This is a genomic window from Bacillus sp. EB106-06-01-XG163 (genome assembly GCF_058791615.1).
Genome location: NZ_JBYTDS010000003.1, coordinates 1 through 19,571, shown reverse-complemented (window position 1 = coordinate 19,571; position 19,571 = coordinate 1). Strand labels below are relative to the sequence as shown.

19 protein-coding genes and 1 other annotated feature are annotated in these 19,571 nt (G+C 47.5%); of the genes, 9 read left to right on the top strand and 10 right to left on the bottom strand.

Annotation, left to right across the window (positions count from 1 at the left end):
- Positions 1 to 15 precede the first annotated feature (15 nt).
- Both AC3WTF_RS04085 and AC3WTF_RS04080 read right to left on the bottom strand, forming a co-directional pair.
- Positions 16 to 1,176, bottom strand: coding sequence for an ABC transporter permease (locus AC3WTF_RS04085; protein ID WP_032868328.1), 1,161 nt, complete (start codon positions 1,174 to 1,176; stop codon positions 16 to 18).
- Positions 1,173 to 1,877: an ABC transporter ATP-binding protein gene (locus AC3WTF_RS04080; protein ID WP_007408794.1), complete on the bottom strand. Its 705-nt coding sequence runs from the start codon at positions 1,875 to 1,877 to the stop codon at positions 1,173 to 1,175. Before AC3WTF_RS04080 ends, AC3WTF_RS04085 begins: the two co-directional genes overlap by 4 nt.
- Positions 1,878 to 2,157: 280 nt before the next feature.
- Here AC3WTF_RS04080 and AC3WTF_RS04075 point away from each other — a divergent pair, with 280 nt between their 5' ends.
- Positions 2,158 to 2,379: a DeoR family transcriptional regulator gene (locus AC3WTF_RS04075; RefSeq protein ID WP_003152337.1), complete on the top strand. Its 222-nt coding sequence runs from the start codon at positions 2,158 to 2,160 to the stop codon at positions 2,377 to 2,379.
- 127 nt (positions 2,380 to 2,506) lie between these two features.
- Here the strand turns inward: AC3WTF_RS04075 and AC3WTF_RS04070 are convergent, their stop codons facing one another.
- On the bottom strand, positions 2,507 to 3,226 hold the full coding sequence (locus tag AC3WTF_RS04070) for a pseudouridine synthase (RefSeq protein ID WP_032868330.1): 720 nt from the start codon (positions 3,224 to 3,226) through the stop codon (positions 2,507 to 2,509).
- A 56-nt stretch (positions 3,227 to 3,282) separates the two neighbouring features.
- On the bottom strand, positions 3,283 to 4,920 hold the full coding sequence (locus AC3WTF_RS04065; RefSeq protein ID WP_003152313.1) for a putative polysaccharide biosynthesis protein: 1,638 nt from the start codon (positions 4,918 to 4,920) through the stop codon (positions 3,283 to 3,285).
- A 207-nt stretch (positions 4,921 to 5,127) separates the two neighbouring features.
- Between AC3WTF_RS04065 and AC3WTF_RS04060 the strand changes: the two genes are divergently transcribed.
- A complete protein-coding gene (locus AC3WTF_RS04060; RefSeq protein ID WP_047936041.1) occupies positions 5,128 to 6,393 on the top strand; it encodes a BaiN/RdsA family NAD(P)/FAD-dependent oxidoreductase in 1,266 nt (421 codons plus the stop codon).
- 179 nt (positions 6,394 to 6,572) lie between these two features.
- Positions 6,573 to 8,108: a glycine betaine transporter OpuD gene (opuD, locus tag AC3WTF_RS04055; RefSeq protein WP_032868335.1), complete on the top strand. Its 1,536-nt coding sequence runs from the start codon at positions 6,573 to 6,575 to the stop codon at positions 8,106 to 8,108.
- Positions 8,109 to 8,143: 35 nt separating this feature from the next.
- Here the strand turns inward: opuD and AC3WTF_RS04050 are convergent, their stop codons facing one another.
- Positions 8,144 to 8,326, bottom strand: coding sequence for a sporulation protein Cse60 (locus tag AC3WTF_RS04050; RefSeq protein WP_003152309.1), 183 nt, complete (start codon positions 8,324 to 8,326; stop codon positions 8,144 to 8,146).
- Positions 8,327 to 8,526: 200 nt separating this feature from the next.
- On the opposite strand from AC3WTF_RS04050, the gene AC3WTF_RS04045 reads away from it, so the two are divergent.
- Genes AC3WTF_RS04045 through melA form a run of 5 tightly spaced genes read left to right on the top strand, consistent with a single transcriptional unit; the run spans position 8,527 to position 13,921 of the window.
- On the top strand, positions 8,527 to 9,552 hold the full coding sequence (locus AC3WTF_RS04045; protein ID WP_032868337.1) for a LacI family DNA-binding transcriptional regulator: 1,026 nt from the start codon (positions 8,527 to 8,529) through the stop codon (positions 9,550 to 9,552).
- A 41-nt stretch (positions 9,553 to 9,593) separates the two neighbouring features.
- The gene (locus AC3WTF_RS04040) at positions 9,594 to 10,871 is read left to right on the top strand and encodes an ABC transporter substrate-binding protein (RefSeq protein ID WP_032868339.1); all 1,278 of its coding nucleotides are present in this window, start codon (positions 9,594 to 9,596) and stop codon (positions 10,869 to 10,871) included.
- Entirely contained in the window at positions 10,868 to 11,782 is a 915-nt protein-coding gene (locus AC3WTF_RS04035) for a carbohydrate ABC transporter permease (protein WP_032868340.1), read from the top strand. Before AC3WTF_RS04040 ends, AC3WTF_RS04035 begins: the two co-directional genes overlap by 4 nt.
- Positions 11,779 to 12,600, top strand: coding sequence for a carbohydrate ABC transporter permease (locus AC3WTF_RS04030; RefSeq protein ID WP_007408803.1), 822 nt, complete (start codon positions 11,779 to 11,781; stop codon positions 12,598 to 12,600). The genes AC3WTF_RS04035 and AC3WTF_RS04030 overlap by 4 nt, the downstream gene beginning before the upstream one ends.
- A 22-nt stretch (positions 12,601 to 12,622) precedes the next feature.
- Positions 12,623 to 13,921: an alpha-galactosidase MelA gene (melA, locus tag AC3WTF_RS04025; protein ID WP_032868341.1), complete on the top strand. Its 1,299-nt coding sequence runs from the start codon at positions 12,623 to 12,625 to the stop codon at positions 13,919 to 13,921.
- A 36-nt stretch (positions 13,922 to 13,957) separates the two neighbouring features.
- On the opposite strand, the gene AC3WTF_RS04020 is transcribed toward melA, so the two are convergent.
- The 4 genes from AC3WTF_RS04020 to AC3WTF_RS04005 all read right to left on the bottom strand — a co-directional run bounded on the left by AC3WTF_RS04020 (position 13,958) and on the right by AC3WTF_RS04005 (position 18,120).
- The gene (locus AC3WTF_RS04020) at positions 13,958 to 14,434 is read right to left on the bottom strand and encodes a GNAT family N-acetyltransferase (RefSeq protein ID WP_079978510.1); all 477 of its coding nucleotides are present in this window, start codon (positions 14,432 to 14,434) and stop codon (positions 13,958 to 13,960) included.
- Between the two features lie 83 nt (positions 14,435 to 14,517).
- Complete coding sequence (locus tag AC3WTF_RS04015; protein WP_003152299.1) at positions 14,518 to 14,829, bottom strand: rhodanese-like domain-containing protein; 312 nt, start codon at positions 14,827 to 14,829, stop codon at positions 14,518 to 14,520.
- A gap of 116 nt (positions 14,830 to 14,945) precedes the next feature.
- Positions 14,946 to 17,360, bottom strand: coding sequence for a leucine--tRNA ligase (gene leuS, locus AC3WTF_RS04010; RefSeq protein WP_012118235.1), 2,415 nt, complete (start codon positions 17,358 to 17,360; stop codon positions 14,946 to 14,948).
- Between the two features lie 108 nt (positions 17,361 to 17,468).
- Positions 17,469 to 17,682: a binding site (T-box leader), on the bottom strand.
- A 102-nt stretch (positions 17,683 to 17,784) separates the two neighbouring features.
- Complete coding sequence (locus AC3WTF_RS04005) at positions 17,785 to 18,120, bottom strand: DUF4257 domain-containing protein (RefSeq protein ID WP_015418038.1); 336 nt, start codon at positions 18,118 to 18,120, stop codon at positions 17,785 to 17,787.
- Between the two features lie 388 nt (positions 18,121 to 18,508).
- On the opposite strand from AC3WTF_RS04005, the gene ytvA reads away from it, so the two are divergent.
- Entirely contained in the window at positions 18,509 to 19,294 is a 786-nt protein-coding gene (gene ytvA / locus AC3WTF_RS04000; protein WP_007408808.1) for a YtvA family blue-light photoreceptor, read from the top strand.
- Between the two features lie 61 nt (positions 19,295 to 19,355).
- Here ytvA and AC3WTF_RS03995 read toward each other — a convergent pair.
- Positions 19,356 to 19,571, bottom strand: a 216-nt coding sequence (locus tag AC3WTF_RS03995; protein WP_282076275.1) for an IS3 family transposase, incomplete at its 5' end; no start/stop codon positions are given.

The following is a 19,571-nucleotide window of genomic DNA, read 5'->3' as shown; positions in this document are numbered from 1 at the left end:
TTCGGAAAGGGATTTTCACATATAAAGAACGGAAAGAATCGCGGCAATGAGACACCAGGCGGAACAGATGATTTGAATGACGGTTAATGCGCTGTTTCGCGCCCTGAAATAGTCATCACTGTCTCTCTTGATACCGCTTAAAACCGGTTTATCCGTGATCCGGTCAAATAAAAGTGACGCGGCATAGCGGCTGACGATCGCAAACAAAATGAGGACTGCCGGCTTCACTAAGAGCGGAAGAACGAGAATAAGAGCCGTAAAAGCCGCGGTTAAAAGGTAAAGCTGCCGGAGATACCCGCCGTTTCGAATCAGCACTTTAAAGAACAATTCTTTCCACGCCGTATACGCCGACCGTTTTGTAAAGATGTGCTTTGAGCCGGGATATAAAAACGGCTTGCTCCGCCCTTTATGTTTACCATTCGGGAGCTGCACATCATGGCTGAGCATCAAAACAGAGGCGGCGAATGAAAGCTTGCGCCTGTTCTCCTCAAGCACTTCTTCCTCAAAGGCTGATAATGTCTCCGATCCTTTCCAAGTCAAAAGAGCGGAACAGATGAACAATATACATCCCGCCGGCCAAAGCCAATACCATTCGGCGGCAAAGACGATCATAAAAAACGCACCCGCCATCAGAACCATCACTTTCAGCCAGCCCGCCGCCTGATTCCCGAATGTCCGCCTGCTGTTTTTTCTGTGCCGGTGCACCGCTAATATTGCGGTATGGAAGCCGAACAGACAGCAAAACATACCCGAATATGCCGGTAAGGTACAGTCACCGTATTGGCGCCATAAGGGAAATAACAATACGGCAAGCGCACCCCATTTGATAAGGGAAAGGAACATCGAATACAAAAGCGCGTACCGTTTCAGCTTTTGCATCAGATGTTTTGCATGCACCAAAAATACGTGATCCGCTTCCAGCAAAAAGGTATGAATAAAACCCGTGCACAATAGCAGGGCACTGAATACATACAGCCAGCCCCATCCTAATACTCCTGCCGCTCCATTAAGAAGCCCCCTGCCGTTCAGCCATTCAGCATATTGATAAACGGCAAATGCGGCAGCGGGAAGAACGATATACAGCGCGACCGTCCAATCAATGACCGTCTGAAACACCTTCCATTGATACCGCCAATAATGAAACAGCCTTTGAAAAAACAAAGCCCGCCCGGTCATCGCTGACTGCTCCGAACCGCTGAATAAAAGCAATCCAGCAGTGAACGGCTCCCCGTTTTTTCCTGAAGCTCCTCTAACGTGCCTTGAAGAAGCAGAGCGCCCTGATCCAGCAAATAAAACCGGTCGCAGATTTTTTCCGCCGTATCCAGAACATGAGTGCACATCAAAATCCCCGCGCCCCTTTCTTTCTCAGCAATCAGCATGTCGGTAAACAGCTTCGTTGAGATCGGATCAAGTCCGATAAAAGGCTCATCAATGATGTAAATATCCGGCTTCGCCAAAAATGCCTGTATGAGCATCAATTTTTGCTGCATCCCTTTTGAAAAACCGGAAGGCAAATCATGTTTTACAGACGTCAGCGAAAACTCTTCAAGCAGCCGCCCTGCACGCTCACGGCATTCTTCCCCTTCCATGCCCCGCAATGACCCGGTCAGCTCGAGATGCTCCCAAAGCGTCAGTTCATCGTAAAAACTCGGACGCTCCGGTATGTAAGCATAAGATGAATCATTCCACTCAATACCGCCTTCTATATCCCGGGAAAGCCCGAGAACCGCCTTTATCACTGTACTTTTCCCCGCGCCGTTCGCTCCGATTAAACCGGCAATTTCACCCGCGTTGACTGACAGAGATACATCAGAAATCACCTTCGGCCTGTCAGCATAACCGGCGCAGACAATGTTTGCATTCAATAATTCTCCCAAACTTCTCACTCCCCCGTTTTCATACGGACATGTATAAAAAAAGTTTCAGTTTCCATAATAATAAAAGCGGACCGGGCATAGTAATGCACCAAGGCGGCACCCATTTGGAAAAAATTATCTGCGCTTATTCCTAGATTCATGTTGTCCATATCGTGTATAATGGAGGCAGTTAAAAGAGAAAAAACAGAATGTCATCCTTTGTTGCTTATTCGTACGAAGTTTTAGAGTCGAAAGTTGTGGTATATCAAGTCCATCCGATCTTATGATAGGGAGTGGTTTTTTGAAACCTTCAACAAATCGTATGCTGACTCGGATTAAATCAGTTTACATGTTCATCCAGGAAAAAGGCCTTGTGACAACACAGGAACTGGTTGATGAATTCGGCATTACACCTAGAACCATTCAGCGAGACTTAAATGTGTTAGCATACAATGATCTTGTTCATAGTCCTAGCCGAGGCAAGTGGGAGACAACACGAAAAAAAGTGAAAATTACATCTTAAGCGAACAATTACATAAGGCCCTTTTCGGCCTGACATGCTGCAAGGCAAAGCAGCGTCTTTGCCTTGTTTTTTGTTCCTCTATATAAAAAGCCCAAAACAAATCTGTTTTGGGCTTTTCTGATATCGATTACACTTCAGCGCCTCTCAGCGTTTCGAGCTCTTCTTCAGTCAGCTCGCGGAATTCTCCCGGTTTAAGATCCGGGTCAAGAGAAACAGCCCCCATCGAAAGCCGCTTCAAATAAGCCACTTCATTTCCGACAGCCTTTGCCATCAGCTTCACCTGATGATATTTGCCTTCTGTAATGGTCAAGTGAATCACCGTTTCATCCGGGCTTTCTGTAATGATTTCAACGGCTGCCGGCTTCGTCTTATAGCCTCCTTCAATGACGACGCCTCTTTCCAGATGAACGATGTCTTCCGGTGACAGAGGCGAGGTTAACCGGACCTCATATGTTTTGGGCACATGCTTTTTCGGAGAAAGCAGGCGATGAGCGAGCTGCCCGTCATTGGTCAGAAGCAAAAAGCCTTCCGTATCCTTATCAAGACGTCCCGCCGGAAACGGTTCAAATTGCTGTTCTTCAGGCGTCAGCAGATCAACCACCGTTTGCTGGCGGCTGTCTTCGGTAGCGGACAGGACTCCTTGCGGCTTATTCATCATGACATAAATAAATTCACGATAGTCTGCCGGCTCTCCGTATACCGTGATGTCCTGTTTTTCCGGATCGACATGGGTTTTCACATCTTTCGCCGGCTCTCCGTCAATCATGACAGCCCCGGCCTTGACGATTTTTTTCACATCTTTTCTTGAGCCGAATCCGCTGTTGGCAAGCAGCTTATCAAGTCTCATCCTGATCCTCTCCTTTAAAAAGAAAAGCCCGCGATAAGCGGACTATTCATTATTTCTCAATGGGCGGAATGCCTGCCTCTCCTCAAAACGCGGGGCAGACGGTTTCCAAACATTTTCTGTAAAAATCCGATTCGGTACGCGGCAAACATGTACACCGCACCGCCGACAGCGGCGCAGACAAAGACGACAATCGCCGCATGCACCTGGCCGCTTTGGTATGTTACAAAGAAACTGAGCAGCCATTGAGTCAGCTTGACCGCGACTCCCATCACGACGGACAGGACCGCGATTAAAATGACCCGTTTTATAAGTACCGTATACGAATAGCCCGCATGGCGCTTAATCATGATAAAACCGTACAGAAGAGAAGCGATATAACCGAGCGCCGTTGCCAAGATGGCCCCATCTCCCTGAAACAGCTTGATCAGCGGCACGTTCAGCACCACTTTTATAATAACGCCTATGAAAAGACTCACGACAGCAAATTTCTGCTTATTAATCCCTTGCAGGATCGCGGCGTTTACGGTAAACAGAGAAAACAGAATCGCGACAGGCGCGTACCAGAACAATATATCCTGTCCGATATCCGGTCGAAGACTTTCAGAGCCGTAGAAGAACGTATAGGCCGGACCCGATAACACGGACATCCCGACAACGGCGGGAATAACCAAAAACAGAATGATTTGCATCGTCTGGTTAATCTGCTGGTTCAAAAGCTTATAATTCCTGCTCGTAAACGATTCAGTAATCGTCGGAATCAGCGTCAGACCGAAAGCGGTCGCCAGAGAAACCGGGATCATCACAAGCTTCGGCACATAAAGGGTGACAATCGCAAGCATGTCCTGGCTGATATCCTTATGGCCCGCCGCAATCATCGCTTTATTAAACGTATTCGTATCGATATATGAATACAAAGGAATCGCCAGTCCGACAAATACGTAAGGAGCGGCATAACTGAAAAGCTCAATGAACATTTTTTTATAACTTAAGTTCGCGGACGGGACGAGATTCGGCTTCATCGCCAGAAGATCGCCCTTCCGCTTATTCCAGTAAATATAAAGGACGACAAGCCCTCCGAATGATCCGATCAGCGCCGCGAAAGTCGCGTATCCGACTGCGATGACAAGGCCGCCGTTGATCACTCTTAAAATCAAATACGTTGCGCCCAATAAAAAGATGATCCGGGCAAGCTGCTCCACAACCTGTGAAACGGCTGTCGGCCCCATCATCTGATGACCTTGGAAAAAACCGCGCACAAGACTCATAATCGGCACGACCAAAAGTGCCAGACTGACCATCCGGATGACATAAACGACGTGGTCAATCGTAAGTCCGTTGTTACTCGTGCCGCCAAGAGATGTTTCCGCAAAAAACGGCGCCGAAATATAAAGAATTGAAAAAGCGATCATCCCGGTTACGAGCATAACCGACATTCCCGCTCTCAGCATCCGCCTGCTCGTCTCATAGTCTCCTTTGGAGTTATATTTCGAGACAAATTTTGAAACCGCGGCGGGAAATCCCATCGTGGCAATGTTTAAAAACAGTGTATATTGATTATATCCGTATTGAAACAAAGCTCCGCCCGTCGCTCCGACCATCGCTCCGAACGGGATCAGATAAATCATCCCTAAAATCCGCGATATATAGGTGCCGAGCGTCAGCACGAACGTGCCCCTTAACAATTTGCTTGACATGTTTCCTCATCACCATTTTCTACGAAGATTCAACTTTTCTATTTTAACACAACTGGGCAATTAGACGGTAATAATTACAGCGGGAAACTTTTTGGGAAAACTCTTTAAAAAACAAAATACGTTTAAGGATTCCCTTTCTTTCGCTATAATAGCAGAAAGCGGACATTTCCGCCTATTATACGTGAAAAAGAAAGTTGTTGATGAAAGATGAAACATTATGACGTGATTGTGATCGGCGGCGGTCCGTCCGGTTTAATGGCTGCGATTGCGGCAGGCGAAGAAGGCGCGGACGTATTATTAATCGATAAAGGAAACAAGCTGGGACGGAAGCTGGCGATTTCCGGCGGCGGGCGCTGCAACGTGACCAACCGCCTCCCCGTTGAAGAAATCATCAAACACATCCCCGGCAACGGCCGCTTTTTATACAGCGCGTTTTCCGAATTTAATAATGAAGATATCATCGCCTTTTTTGAAAAACTCGGCATTCAGCTGAAAGAAGAAGACCACGGGCGCATGTTCCCGGTGACGGACAAAGCGCAAAGCGTTGTCGATGCGCTTTTGAACCGATTAAAACAACTGAATGTCACCATCCGCACAAATGAAAAAATCAAAGAAGTGCGGTACGAGAACGGCAGGACAGCAGGCATTACGACAAACAATGACGAACACATTAACGCAGACGCCGTTATTATCGCGGTCGGCGGAAAATCAGTCCCGCATACCGGCAGCACCGGAGACGGCTATGCATGGGCGGAAGCGGCCGGTCATACCGTGACCGAACTCTTTCCGACGGAAGTGCCGGTTACGTCGTCAGAACCGTTTATTAAACAAAAAACACTTCAGGGGCTGTCTCTTAGAAACGCGGCCGTCAGCGTCCTGAATAAAAAAGGCAAACCAATCGTCACACACGTGATGGACATGCTGTTTACCCATTTCGGCTTGTCAGGCCCCGCCATTCTCCGTTGCAGCCAATTTGTCGTCAAAGAACTGAAAAAGCAGCCAGAGGTCAAACTCCGCATCGATCTGTTTCCCGGCATCAACGAGGAAGAGTTATTTCAAAAGATGCACAAGGAACTGAAAGACGCACCGAAAAAAGCGCTCAAAAACGCGCTGAAGCCGTGGATGCAGGAACGGTACCTGCTTTTTCTTCTGGAACGGAACGGTCTTGATCCCCAGACAAGCTTTACGGAACTGCCGAAGGATCAATTCAGGGCTTTTGTCAATGACTGCAAACAATTTACGGTTGCCGCTGACGGAACGCTTTCTTTGGACAAAGCGTTTGTCACAGGCGGAGGTGTTTCCGTAAAAGAGATTGAGCCGAAACAAATGGCGTCAAAAAAAATGGAAGGCTTATATTTTTGCGGAGAAATACTCGATATTCACGGCTATACCGGGGGCTACAATATCACTTCAGCCTTTGTTACGGGGCGTCTCGCCGGTTTGAATGCAGGACGTTTCTCACGCTCGCTCTAAATGGTTTAAAGCGCATTTACCTGAGCGTCCCCGTTGATAATTGACCAAAAACATGATAGAGTTTTCTGCGTTTTGTTTCACCTGATTGAGGGAATAGGAAGAAAGGATTGATCTGCAATCGTACGACCATACTAAAACAAAATGGCGTATTGAAAAAAATAGTCAGAGGGTGAGAACGTTTGAAGAAGAACATCTCCAGTGTTTTTTGGATTGTGATTGTCATCACAGCCGCTGCGGTTTTATGGGGGGCCATTTCTCCTGACAGCCTGCAGCAAGTCACTGATACGGCACAAAAATTTATTACGGATTCTTTCGGCTGGTATTATCTGCTGGTCGTTTCTATATTTGTCGGTTTCTGTCTCTTTCTCATTGTAAGTCCGATCGGCACAATAAAACTCGGAAAACCCGGGGAAAAACCGGAATTCGGCTTATTATCATGGTTTGCCATGCTTTTCAGCGCAGGCATGGGAATCGGTTTGGTATTTTACGGGGCTGCGGAACCGATCAGCCATTACGCCGTCAGCTCTCCCTCAGGTGAAACAGAAACGCCCCAAGCATTTCGTGATGCGCTCCGGTACACATTTTTCCACTGGGGGCTGCACGCTTGGGCCATCTATGCGGTTGTCGCTTTATGTATCGCATATTTTCAATTCAGAAAAGACGCGCCCGGTTTGATCAGCAGCACACTGACACCGCTTTTGGGCGATAAAGTAAACGGGCCGATCGGCAAAGCGATTGACTGTATCGCCGTGTTTGCGACCGTTGTCGGTGTGGCGACAAGCTTAGGGCTCGGAGCGACTCAGATCAACGGCGGTCTGCATTATTTATTCGGCATTCCGAAAACATTTTCCATTCAGCTGATCCTGATCGCTGTCGTGACCGTGTTATTTTTGATTTCTGCGTGGAGCGGAATCGGCAAAGGGATTAAATACTTAAGCAATACCAACATGGCGCTCGCGGCTATTTTAATGATCTTTATGCTCATTGCAGGTCCGACGGTGCTGATTATGAACTCATTTACCGATTCTATCGGCCAATACATCCAAAATATCGTGCAGATGAGCTTTCGCTTGTCTCCGAATGATCCCCAAAAACGCGAATGGATTAACAGCTGGACCATTTTCTATTGGGCCTGGTGGATATCCTGGTCGCCGTTTGTCGGCATTTTTATCGCCCGTGTATCAAGGGGCCGGACGATCCGGGAATTTTTAATCGGGGTGTTGGTGACACCTTGTATATTGGCTTTCTTATGGTTTGCGATCTTCGGTGTATCCGCGATGGATCTTCAGCAGAAAGGCGTATTCAATGTCGCGGGAATGTCAACGGATACGATGCTGTTCGGCGCACTCAGCCACTATCCGCTGACAATGGTGACATCCGTATTAACGCTTGTTCTGATCGCTGTATTCTTTATTACATCAGCGGATTCAGCGACATTTGTGCTTGGAATGCAAACGTCTTACGGCTCTTTAGACCCGTCAAACCGGGTGAAAATCATCTGGGGCGTCATCCAGTCCGCCGTGGCAGCGGTTTTGTTATATTCCGGCGGTCTGGCCGCACTGCAAAACACGGCCATTCTCGCCGCGGTTCCGTTTTCAGTCGTGATCCTTCTGATGATCGTGTCTCTGTACAAGTCATTAGCGAGCGAGAGAAAAGGAATCAAACAAGCGGAGAAATACCAAAAACCAAGAAGTCCCCGCGTCAAAAAAGCATAATGAACAACGAAGCCCGGCATTTCGTCCGGGCTTTTTTATTTTCGGTATAAAATGAGAGCGGAAAAACAATAAAGCTGCTCACCTTCAGGATCACAGGCCGCCGCTACCGTATATTTAATATCAACGAGCTGTTCATCAGAAATCCCCTTTAAAAATGTATTGACTTCAGTCTGCAGATCCTTTTCATGCTCCTCATCAAAAACAGCTATCTTCAGCACATCACCCTCTCCTTTCTCTTTCAATTTATTCCGGTTCAATTGAAATATGATAGAGAAAAACAGATTTTCTTTTTTACTGATTTTTACTAAAAGTAACCAAAAATAGTTATTGAAAACGCTTACTCTCGTATGATAATATCATTTTAACAATAACCAGGTCATTTCTGTTTAGTAAATATTTAGTAAAAAGGAGATGCGAAATGGTCCGTCTCAAAGATATTGCCTTACAGGCATCTGTATCCAGCGCGACAGTATCGAGAATTTTGAATAAGGATGACTCTTTGGCTGTGACTGATGAAACAAGAGAAAAAGTTCTGAGGATCGCCGATGAGCTGGGCTATCAGCCGTCGGCAAAAAAACGGAAGAACCGCAGCCGCAGCGATTCAGCGCCCCTGATCGGCGTTGTCAGCTGCCTGTCACCGGAAGAAGAACGGCAGGATCCTTATTTTTCGGCGATCCGAAAAGGCATTGAAGAAGAATGCTTTCGGCAAAAAATTTTTATCACATCTTCTATCCATCTCGGTTCTTTTCAAGAGCATATGTTTCACGAACTGGACGGCGTCATCGTCATCGGCAGCCTGCAAGACGAGGCGCTTACGAATATCAGCGCCGCTTTCAGGCACGCGGTATTTGTTAACGGCACCCCCGATCCCGCCCGCTACGATTCCGTCAGCGTGGATTTTTATGCCGCAGCGCAAAAGGCGATAGAACATCTTCTGTCGCTCGGTTACCAGCGGCTCGGTTATATCGGCGGCCGGGAGCGGGAACATACCGTCATAGACGGTGTAAACAGCAATAAAACGATTGAGGATAAGCGTCTGACCGCTTTCTTACAAATGGCCGGCGCCGAGCCGGAGCATGTACTGATCGGCGAATACAGCATGCACGAAGGGTTCCGGCTGATGAATGAAGCCGTCAAAGGCGGAAGTCTCCCCGATGCCTTTTTTATCGCAAGTGATTCGATGGCTGTCGGCGCTTTAAAAGCCTTGCAGGAAGCCGGCCTTCAAGTCCCGCGCGATACGGCGGTTGTCAGCTTCAACGGAATTGATGAGGCAGAATACGCCAGCACGCCGTTATCAACGGTAAAAGTATACACGGAAGAGATGGGCCGGACGGGTGTCAAATTGCTTCTCGACCGTTTAAACGGCAGAACCGTCCCGCTGGCCGTGACGCTCCCCACTTCATTGATTGTCAGACAAAGCTGCGGCTCACAAGAAAGGTGGTGACGTGTCCCGCAGCGTTTATATCATATTTAAAGGAGGAAAAGATGAAACGCTTACTGGCTTTGTTTCTTTCTTTTACTTGCATGATACTTCCCGGCTGCTCGGCAGAACAGAGCGGCGCCGGAGAAAAGCAGAAAACATTGACAGTCTATTCCACCATATCCTCAGACAGCGAACGCGCCGTATTCAGAAAGTTGGCTGATTCATTCCAAAAAGAACATCCGGACATTCAAGTAAACGTTCATTTCCCAGGCAATGACTACGAAAATATGATGAGGGTCAGGATGGCGGCCGGTGATATGCCCGATCTTTTCGACACACACGGCTGGGCCAAAATCCGCTACGGAGAATATACCGCCGACCTCAGCGGCATGTCTTGGACGAAGCGGCTCGATCCGAATTTAAACAGCATGCTCAAAGACGCCAAAGGCAGAATATACGCCTTCCCTCTGAATCAGGCAAAGGACGGACTGGCCTACAATCGTACGTTGTTAGAAAAATACGGAATCAAACCGCCGGAAACAATGGATGATTTTATGAAGGCACTGCGACAGATTAAAGAAAAAAGCGGCGGAACAGTCACCCCCTTCTGGTTTGCCGGCTATGAGAAAAGCTCATTTGCCCAATATTACGATCAATTCGCCGCACCGCTTCTCATCACAGATCCCGCACACCGTTACAAAAAACAATTGTTAAACGGAACCTTCCGCTGGACACACTTCACCTATTTATCTGACAAACTGAAAGAGATGCAAAAGGAAAACCTGCTCAATATAGATGCCGTGACGGCAAAACGGTCCCAGCTCATTGAACTGATGGCGCAAAACAAAATCGCCTTTACGCTGCAGGGCGGCACCCTCGGCCAAGACGTCGCTCAAATCAATCCGAAGGTAAAAGTCGGCATCATACCGACCCCGGCCGTCCATAAGGGAGACGCGCCGGTTTGGATCGGAGGCGAACGTTACACGCTGGCGGCATTCAAGGATTCCCCGCGGCTTGAAGAAGCGAAACAGTTTATCGCATTTATGGCCCGACCCGAGCATGCAAAATCAATTGCCGAAGCGACCTCGCTTCCGGCCGGATTAGTGAATGTGCAAACGGACATTTTCTACGCAAATGACTATAAGCGCTATCAGCATATTAAGGTGCAGCCTTATTTTGACCGCCTTTATTTGCCGAACGGAATGTGGGATGTGATGGGAACAGCCGGGCAGGAGCTGATGGCCGATATCTTAACCCCCGCTGAAATTTCAGCGAAACTCGGCAGGGAATATAAGCGGCTTCGGCTTCAATCTGATTCATGGGGAGCTGAAAAAGAATGAGTGATCTTGCAAAAGAAACCCAAGGATTTCAACATCAAAAGCCGGTAAAATCCGCGTCACTATGGTGGATGTACGTTCCCGCTCTTGCCACGGTTTTTATTTTCATGATTTTTCCGTTTGTCAAAGGCGCTTTTATCACATTTACAAACTGGAACGGCTTCTCACAGACGTATCAATGGGTGGGGGTTACTCAATATAAAAGGCTTTTTACAGATCCGGACACGTGGCTTGTTGTGAAAAACACTTTGCTTTACGGCATCGGAAGCACTTTTTTTCAGAATATGCTCGGACTTTTATATGCGCTGCTTTTGAATCAGAGCTTAAAAATGAAGGCGCTCACAAGAACGATCGTCTACCTGCCCGTCATTATCAGTCCGCTGATTATGGGATACATTTGGTATTTTATTTTCTCATATGACGGGGGTGCGCTGAATGATGTACTTGGCGCACTGGGAATCGGTCCTGTCAACGCCTTGGCAAGCCCTGCGGCAAACCCGTGGATTATCGTCATGATTAACACGTATCAATACGCAGGCATTGCGATGATTGTATATTTGGCGGGGCTGCAAAGCATTCCGAAAGATTATTACGAAGCCGCAAAAATGGATGGCGCGGGAGGTCTTCAGCCGTTTTTCACCATCACCCTGCCTTTATTGATGCCGGCTGTCACCATCAACATGGTCATCAATATCATCGGCGGGCTGAAGCTGTTTGATGTCATTTTCGCGCTGACCGCAGGCGGGCCGGGCAATTCCTCTCAATCGATGTCAACGTTTATGTATGATTTATATTTTAAACGGCAGGATGCGGGATATGCCGCCGCCCAAGGCGTGTTTATGTCCGTCATTATTCTTGTCATCAGCTTTTCGGCTCTCGTGTATTTCAAGCGAAAGGAGACGGAAATGTCATGAAAACAGCCCGAATGCGGATTTTTACGCTGTTGGCAGCCGTTATCTCGTGCGTTCATATTGTCCCCTTTTATATTTTGCTGACCACGTCATTAAAAGCAAAAGGTGACTACAGTTCAAAATGGTCGCTGCCATCCGCCTTTTCATTTCAGAATTTTCGTGAAGCATGGGAACGTGCCTCTCTCGGGCAATCCTTTCTGAACACGATCATCATTACAGCCGTTTCCGCCGCTTTATTAATTTTCATGGGTTCGCTTGCCGCATACCCGCTCGCAAGAAGAAATACAAAGCTGAACAAAATCGTCTTCGGCCTTTTGATTTCAATCATGATCATCCCGCCTTTGACTTCCATGGTTCCTTTATACAAGATGGTCGCTGATGCGGGGCTGATCAATACGCATGCCGCAGCCATTCTCATTAATACGGCTGCATATATGCCGCTGACCGTTTTCTTATATTCAGGGTTTATCCGCTCTTCCATTCCGAAAGAGCTTGAGGAAGCCGCCAGGATGGACGGCGCGGGATTGATCAGGACTTTTTATACAATCGTGTTTCCTTTGTTGAAACCGATTACCGCAACGGTCTGCATTATTTCCTGTGTGTTTATCTGGAACGATTACCAATTTGCGATTTTCTTTTTACAAGATCAAAAGGTGCAGACATTGACCGTGGCCATGGCGGGATTTTTCGGCGAAAACGCGAACAATCTTCACTTAGTCGCCGCAGCCGCAATTATGGCGATGCTGCCGATGGTCGTATTGTTTTTGGCGCTTCAAAAATATTTTATCTCAGGGCTGTCCTCCGGGGCGGTCAAAGGCTGAGAAGAAAAGGGAGGAATTTCTGTTGAAGAAAATTACGTTTATCGGAGCGGGGAGCACGATTTTCGCAAAAAATGTACTGGGGGACTGCTTACTGACTGAAGCATTAAACGGGTTTGAATTCGCGCTTTATGATATTGACGCTGTACGGCTGAAAGAATCCCAGCTCATGCTGGAAAACATGAGAGACCGCTACAATACGAGTATATCCATCATCTCCTACGATGACCGAAAACAGGCGCTGAAACACGCCGGCTATGTGATAAACGCCATTCAGGTCGGAGGCTATAAACCCGCGACGGTCATTGACTTTGACATCCCGAAGCGGTACGGTCTCCGCCAGACGATTGCCGATACCGTCGGAATAGGCGGCATTTTCCGTTCCCTTCGCACCATCCCCGTTTTATTTGACATCGCAAAAGACATGGAAGAGGTCTGCCCGGATGCGTGGCTGTTAAACTATACAAATCCGATGGCCTCTCTGACCGGAGCGATGCTCAGACATACAAATGTCAAAACGGTCGGCCTGTGCCACAGCGTCCAGGTATGTACCAAAGATCTGTTTGACTCACTCGGCATGGATCACGAAGGTACGGAAGAACGCATTGCCGGCATTAACCATATGGCTTGGCTTTTGGAGATTAAAAAAGACGGAATTGATTTATATCCTGAAATTAAAAGACGGGCACGCGAAAAACAAAAGACGAAACATAAGGACATGGTGCGGTTTGAGCTGATGGATAAATTCGGCTGCTACGTAACGGAATCATCTGAGCATAATGCCGAATATCACCCGTATTTTATAAAAAGCCGGTATCCGGAGCTAATAGATGAACTCCAAATTCCGCTTGATGAATATCCGAGGAGATGCGCGGAACAAATCAACAATTGGGAAACGATGAGAGACGGCATCATCAACAGCCAAAACCTGACGCATGAACGCTCAAAAGAATACGGTTCGAGAATTATTGAAGCGATGGAGACGGGCAAACCGTTCACATTCGGCGGCAATGTGCTGAATACCGGGCTGATACCGAATCTGCCGGCGAAAGCGGTCGTTGAAGTGCCTTGCACAGCCGTCAAAAACCACATTATGCCGTGCTATTCGGGCGAACTTCCCGAGCAGCTCGCGGCGCTCAACAGAACAAACATTAACACACAGCTTTTAACCATCGAAGCGGCCGTTACATTAAAAAAGGAAGCCGTATATCAGGCGGCCATGCTTGACCCGCATACAAGCGCCGAGCTTTCCATGAATGACATCATATCTTTGTGCGATGACTTATTTGAAGCGCACAAAGACCGGCTTCCGGCTTATCACTGATCATTCGCGTTCCGGTCCTGGGCGGGCCGGACGCTTTTATATGTTCAGTACCAGTTTGACCGTCTGTAAAGTGTGTCCTTTAAAATCTTCTTCAAATTCACATACCCATTGAAACCCTTTCGCTTGATAAAAGGATAAGGCAATGCGGTTCTCTTTTTCTGCATGGACATAAAGCTTTTTTACCCCGCCGGACTGCCTGATGCTTTCTTTAAGGAGTGCCGTGCCTATCCCGCTTCCCTGGCAATCCGGGTCAATATAGATGGCGGTCAGCTCCGCATTTCCGTCTTTTTGAACCGGGGTGGCATTTGCAAAACCGAGCACTCGCCCCTCTTCTTCTGCCACAAAGAACAGAGAATGCAAGAGCCGGCGTTCCATCATCTCATCCTGATAGGCGGATTCGAGAAACTGATCTTGAATGTGTCTGGGAATAATCCCTTCATACGTATGATGCCAGCTTCGTTCTGCGACTTGCCGGACCTGTTTGATATCGTTTGTTTTCATCGCGCGGATCATCGGTTTCACCTGATTCGCCTCCCGTTTTTTTATAAAAAAAGAAGAAAAAGACGACGTCCCTTTTCTTCTTCCACTTCAAAGCGTTATTTCTTCGGCTTTGTTTCGCCTTCCCACTCCAGCATGCCGCCTTCAACATTAACCGTACGGAAGCCCTGCTCATGTAAATACATACAAACGTTCATGCTTCTTTTTCCGGAACGGCAGATAAATACATATTCCTTGTCCTTGTCTAACGCATCCATCTTCTCAGGGATGTCCCCCATGCGGATGTGAACGGCCTCCGGAATCATTCCTTCGGCAACTTCTTCGTCCTCTCTGACATCAATCAGATACAGCTCTTCTCCCGCTTTTAATTTTTCTTCCAGTGCGGCTGTGCTGATTTCATTTATTTTCAATGTGTGACACTCCCATTCATCTTTATGGTGTTAAGTATACCAAAGCCCGCGGTGCAATTTCTATGATAGAGGCCTGATAAAAAAGCCCCTCTCTGTAGGAGAGGGGCTTCGCCCGGTCAGTTTGCCACGATATTGACAAGCTTGCCCGGTACGGCAATGATTTTTCGGATCGTTTTTCCTTCAAGCTGCTCTTTTACTTTTTCGTCAGCTTGTGCGAGCTGTTCCAACGCTGCTTTATCAGCATCAGCCGGAACCATTAATTTCGCTTTTACTTTTCCGTTCAGCTGGACGACGATTTCCACTTCATCGTCCACCAGTTTTGATTCGTCATAAGCAGGCCAAGCCTCGTATGCAATCGAACCTTCGTGGCCGAGTTTTTCCCACAGTTCTTCCGCCAAATGCGGCGCAATAGGAGAAAGTAGCTTCACAAAACCTTCGATATATTCTCTCGGCAGTTCATTCGCTTTGTAAGCTTCATTAATGAAGACCATCAGCTGAGAAATGCCCGTGTTAAAACGAAGGGCTTCGAAGTTTTCTGTCACTTTCATGACCGTTTCATGATAGACGCGCTCAAGAGTTTCGCCCGCGCCTTCTGTCACTTTGCCCGTCAGCTCGCCGTTTTCCTCGATAAACAAACGCCATACGCGGTCAAGGAAGCGGCGCGCTCCGTCAAGACCTGATTCAGACCAGGCGATAGATGCATCAAGCGGCCCCATAAACATTTCGTACAGGCGGAGCGTATCTGCTCCGTGAGACGCCACAATTTCATCCGGATTGACGACGTTTCCGCGGGATTTACTCATTTTTTCATTGTTTTCCCCGAGAATCATTCCTTGGTTATACAGCTTTTGGAACGGTTCTTTCGTCGGCACGACACCGATATCGTAGAGGAATTTATGCCAGAAACGCGCGTACAGAAGGTGAAGCACGGCATGCTCCGCTCCACCGATGTAAATATCAACGGGCAGCCATTTATCCAGTTTCTCAGGTGAAGCGAGCTGATCCGGATTTTTCGGATCGATAAAGCGGAGGAAATACCAGCAGCTTCCCGCCCATTGCGGCATCGTGTTCGTTTCTCTTCTGCCTTTTTTGCCCGTTTCAGGATCAGTGACTTCCACCCACTCTTTAATGTTGGCAAGCGGTGATTCACCTGTTCCGCTCGGTTTGATCTCATCGGTTTTCGGCAGAATCAGCGGCAGCTCTTCCGCCGGAACGGCTGTTGACGTGCCGTCTTCCCAATGAATAACCGGAATCGGCTCGCCCCAATAGCGCTGGCGGCTGAACAGCCAATCACGCAGACGGTATGTCACTTTTTTCTCACCGTTTTTCGTTTCTTCAAGCCAGGCGATCATTTTTTCAATCGCTTCCGCTTTTTTCAGTCCGTTCAGAAAGCCGGAATTGACATGCTCTCCGTCCCCCGTGTACGCTTCTTCTTCCGTGTTTCCGCCTTTTACGACTTCTTTGACAGGCAGGCTGAACACTTTTGCGAATTCAAAATCACGTTCGTCATGCGCCGGCACGGCCATTACAGCGCCTGTTCCGTAAGAGGCGAGGACATAATCCGCTATCCAGATCGGCAGCTTTTCCCCGTTTGCAGGGTTTACGGCATATGCGCCCGTGAAGACGCCCGTTTTTGTTTTCGCAAGATCCGTCCGTTCCAGGTCACTTTTCGCCTGAACTTCTTTAACATAAGCATCTACCGCTTCTTTTTGTTCAGGCGTCGTGATGGCCTCCACAAGCTCATGCTCAGGAGCCAGTACGGCATAAGCCGCGCCGAACAGCGTGTCCGGTCTTGTCGTAAACACGGTAAACGTGTCATCAGTGCCGTCGATCGCGAAATGCACGTTTGCGCCTTCTGAGCGTCCGATCCAGTTGCGCTGCATGTCTTTAATGCTTTCCGGCCAGTCAAGGTCTTCTAAATCTTCAAGAAGCCTGTCTGCATAAGCGGTGATTTTCAGCATCCATTGTCTCATCGGGCGGCGTTCAACCGGATGGCCGCCCCGCTCGCTTTTGCCGTCAATGACTTCTTCGTTCGCAAGCACCGTTCCGAGCGCCGGGCACCAGTTGACCGGCACTTCGTCTACGTAAGCGAGCCCTTTTTCGTACAGCTTGGTGAAGATCCACTGCGTCCACTTGTAATAGTCCGGATCAGTCGTATTGATTTCACGATCCCAATCATATGAAAATCCGAGCGATTGAATCTGGCGGCGGAAATTATCGATATTTTGTTTTGTGAACTCGGCCGGATCATTCCCCGTGTCAAGCGCGTATTGCTCGGCAGGAAGCCCGAACGCGTCCCATCCCATCGGATGAAGCACATTGTATCCTTGCATGCGTCTCATGCGCGAAAGGATATCGGTTGCCGTATAGCCTTCCGGATGTCCGACATGAAGGCCGGCTCCTGAAGGATACGGGAACATGTCAAGCGCGTAAAACTTCGGCTTGTCATTCTCTTCACTGACGGCGAACGTTTTATGATCCAACCAGTAATTCTGCCATTTCTTTTCTATTTTTTCGTGCTGAAAACTCAACGTAAAAACCTCCTTCTGATTGAATACGGCGTATGTAGTCCAAGTATTGACGGGATGAGAAAGATTATATTCAGATTATTCTAAAACTAAAAAAACTCCCTCATCCCAAAAAGGGACGAGAGATTTTTATTTCCCGCGGTACCACCCTCGTTAGCACGGTTTTGAGCCGCACTCACTTGATACTTTTAACGCAGTTATGCGTCAGCGGTTTTGCCGCTGCAACTCTGAGGCGAGTTCGGAAACAGACTTGATTGACTTGCACCGGCCGTCAACTCTCTGATTGCAAAATCTGCTTCTTACTGCTCCTCTTCACTGTTCTTATCGCTACCGTAATCTTACCTGTATTTTATAGAATTCTGTTCATAAGTGCAAGCAGGTTTGTATACAATGGGAATGTACCCGGAACGGGTCATGAGCGGGGATATTATTTTGATGGAGGATTTTTTTGCTGGTGTGGTTTTGCTTCGGCCGAATCACTGTTTTGTTCTCTGACAAAATCAAAGCTCCTGAGAACAGCTTCTCCGCCGTAGCCTGCGATTATGGATAAGATGACGAGTTGAATTCCTGAATCGGGGTCAGCGGATAAGACAAGTAAGATGGAAGCAGCCATTCCGATAAAACCATCTTCCAAAAAACCGAGATAGATAAACCGCTTTGTCATTCTGGGTTTCTCCAGCCTGCCTCTCTTTTTCACATGACCGAGAACCCCCATGATTCCTCCAATTACACAAGCAATTATTACCTGATGCAGCATCTTCATCACCTTCCTAAAGCCCTTATTTAGTAAAGCGACTTCAGGCCATCCAGCCCCCTTACGAATACGATGATTTTCGATATCTACATACCGGCGATTGAGCAGGAAAGTAAAAAGCTTGTTTCTTCCATTATATGTGAACACATGATCGGTAAGCTTGATGCATTAGATTCATTTTTCACCCAGTGACAATGACCTAGTCACTTACTTAGCGATGATGTGCCTTCCCCTTATATATTCAGTGTATATGAGGACAAGCCCGAATGACAAATTGCAAACTTCGGCTGCTTGAATCAGAACATATGTTATGCTACGGTTACTGTAGATTCATTTAAAAAGGGGAGAAACAATGGCTGAAAAAGCGCGCAGCTTTACGGCCAAAAGGGGGTTTTACATGGCTGACTCAAATGTATTCGGAAAACTGGAGCAGCTGGAGCTTATCAAAAAGGCGCTTGATCACGCACGCATCGGCGTGGTGATTACAGACCCCTCTCTTGAGGACAATCCCATCATATATACAAATCAGGGATTTATGGATATGACAGGCTACTCTTCCGAAGAGATATTAGGTAAGAACTGCAGATTTCTGCAAAGCAAAGAAACCGACCGTCAACAAGTCGCGAAAATCAGAAAGAGCTTAACCCAGAAAGAAAAGATCACGGTGCGGCTGAAAAATGTCAAAAAAGACGGCACCCCGTTTTGGAATGAACTCAACATTGATCCTCTTTATGTTGAAGACAAGCTCTATTTTGTCGGTTTTCAAAAAGACATTACAGAGCAGAAAGAATACGAAAAGCTCCTTGAGGATTCCCTCACAGAAATCACGACGCTGTCTACACCGATTGTTCCGATCCGAAACGGCATCTCCGCCTTGCCGTTAGTGGGAAACTTAACGGAAGAACGATTTGATTCAATTGTGACAACTTTGACGGACATATTAACCGCATCTAAAGATGATTACTTAATTATAGACTTATCAGGTCTGGCCGAGGTAAACGAACAGACCGCAGACCGGATTTTCAAATTGCACCACCTGCTTAAATTAATCGGCACGGAATTGATTATCACCGGGATCAAGCCTACCCTCGCCATGAGAATGAATCAGCTTGATGCCAGCTTTTCTTCATTAAAGACGTATTTAAACGTTAAGGACGCGGTCAACGTGCTTCCGGTCGTATAAACAAAAAAATCCCGCCGAAACGGGACTGACCCCCGTTTTTGAGACAGGGATCAAAACACCTTTAAGCAGCCAGCTGTCGGTATGTGACCGGCGGCTGGTTGTTTAGTTTCGTTTGAATACGAATGTTGTTATAATAGTGTATATAGGTTTCGACAGTTTGTTCTACGATGGTCGTCGTAGTGCTTTCCAACCTGTCGAGGTAGAACGTTTCAGACTTTAGTGAGGAATGAAACGATTCGATGGAGGCATTATCAGCGGGCGTCCCTTTGCGGGACAT

Excerpts from the sequence above, each read along its gene's own strand:
- AC3WTF_RS04065 (WP_003152313.1), bottom strand. The coding sequence starts at position 4,920 with ATGTCAAGCAAATTGTTAAGGGGCACGTTCGTGCTGACGCTCGGCACC.
- AC3WTF_RS04035 (WP_032868340.1), top strand. The coding sequence starts at position 10,868 with ATGAGTGATCTTGCAAAAGAAACCCAAGGATTTCAACATCAAAAGCCG.
- AC3WTF_RS04040 (WP_032868339.1), top strand. The coding sequence starts at position 9,594 with ATGAAACGCTTACTGGCTTTGTTTCTTTCTTTTACTTGCATGATACTT.
- ytvA (WP_007408808.1), top strand. The coding sequence starts at position 18,509 with ATGGCTGACTCAAATGTATTCGGAAAACTGGAGCAGCTGGAGCTTATC.
- AC3WTF_RS04060 (WP_047936041.1), top strand. The coding sequence starts at position 5,128 with ATGAAACATTATGACGTGATTGTGATCGGCGGCGGTCCGTCCGGTTTA.
- AC3WTF_RS04045 (WP_032868337.1), top strand. The coding sequence starts at position 8,527 with ATGGTCCGTCTCAAAGATATTGCCTTACAGGCATCTGTATCCAGCGCG.
- AC3WTF_RS04030 (WP_007408803.1), top strand. The coding sequence starts at position 11,779 with ATGAAAACAGCCCGAATGCGGATTTTTACGCTGTTGGCAGCCGTTATC.
- AC3WTF_RS04085 (WP_032868328.1), bottom strand. The coding sequence starts at position 1,176 with ATGACCGGGCGGGCTTTGTTTTTTCAAAGGCTGTTTCATTATTGGCGG.
- AC3WTF_RS04070 (WP_032868330.1), bottom strand. The coding sequence starts at position 3,226 with ATGAGACTTGATAAGCTGCTTGCCAACAGCGGATTCGGCTCAAGAAAA.
- AC3WTF_RS04005 (WP_015418038.1), bottom strand. The coding sequence starts at position 18,120 with ATGAAGATGCTGCATCAGGTAATAATTGCTTGTGTAATTGGAGGAATC.
- AC3WTF_RS04020 (WP_079978510.1), bottom strand. The coding sequence starts at position 14,434 with ATGATCCGCGCGATGAAAACAAACGATATCAAACAGGTCCGGCAAGTC.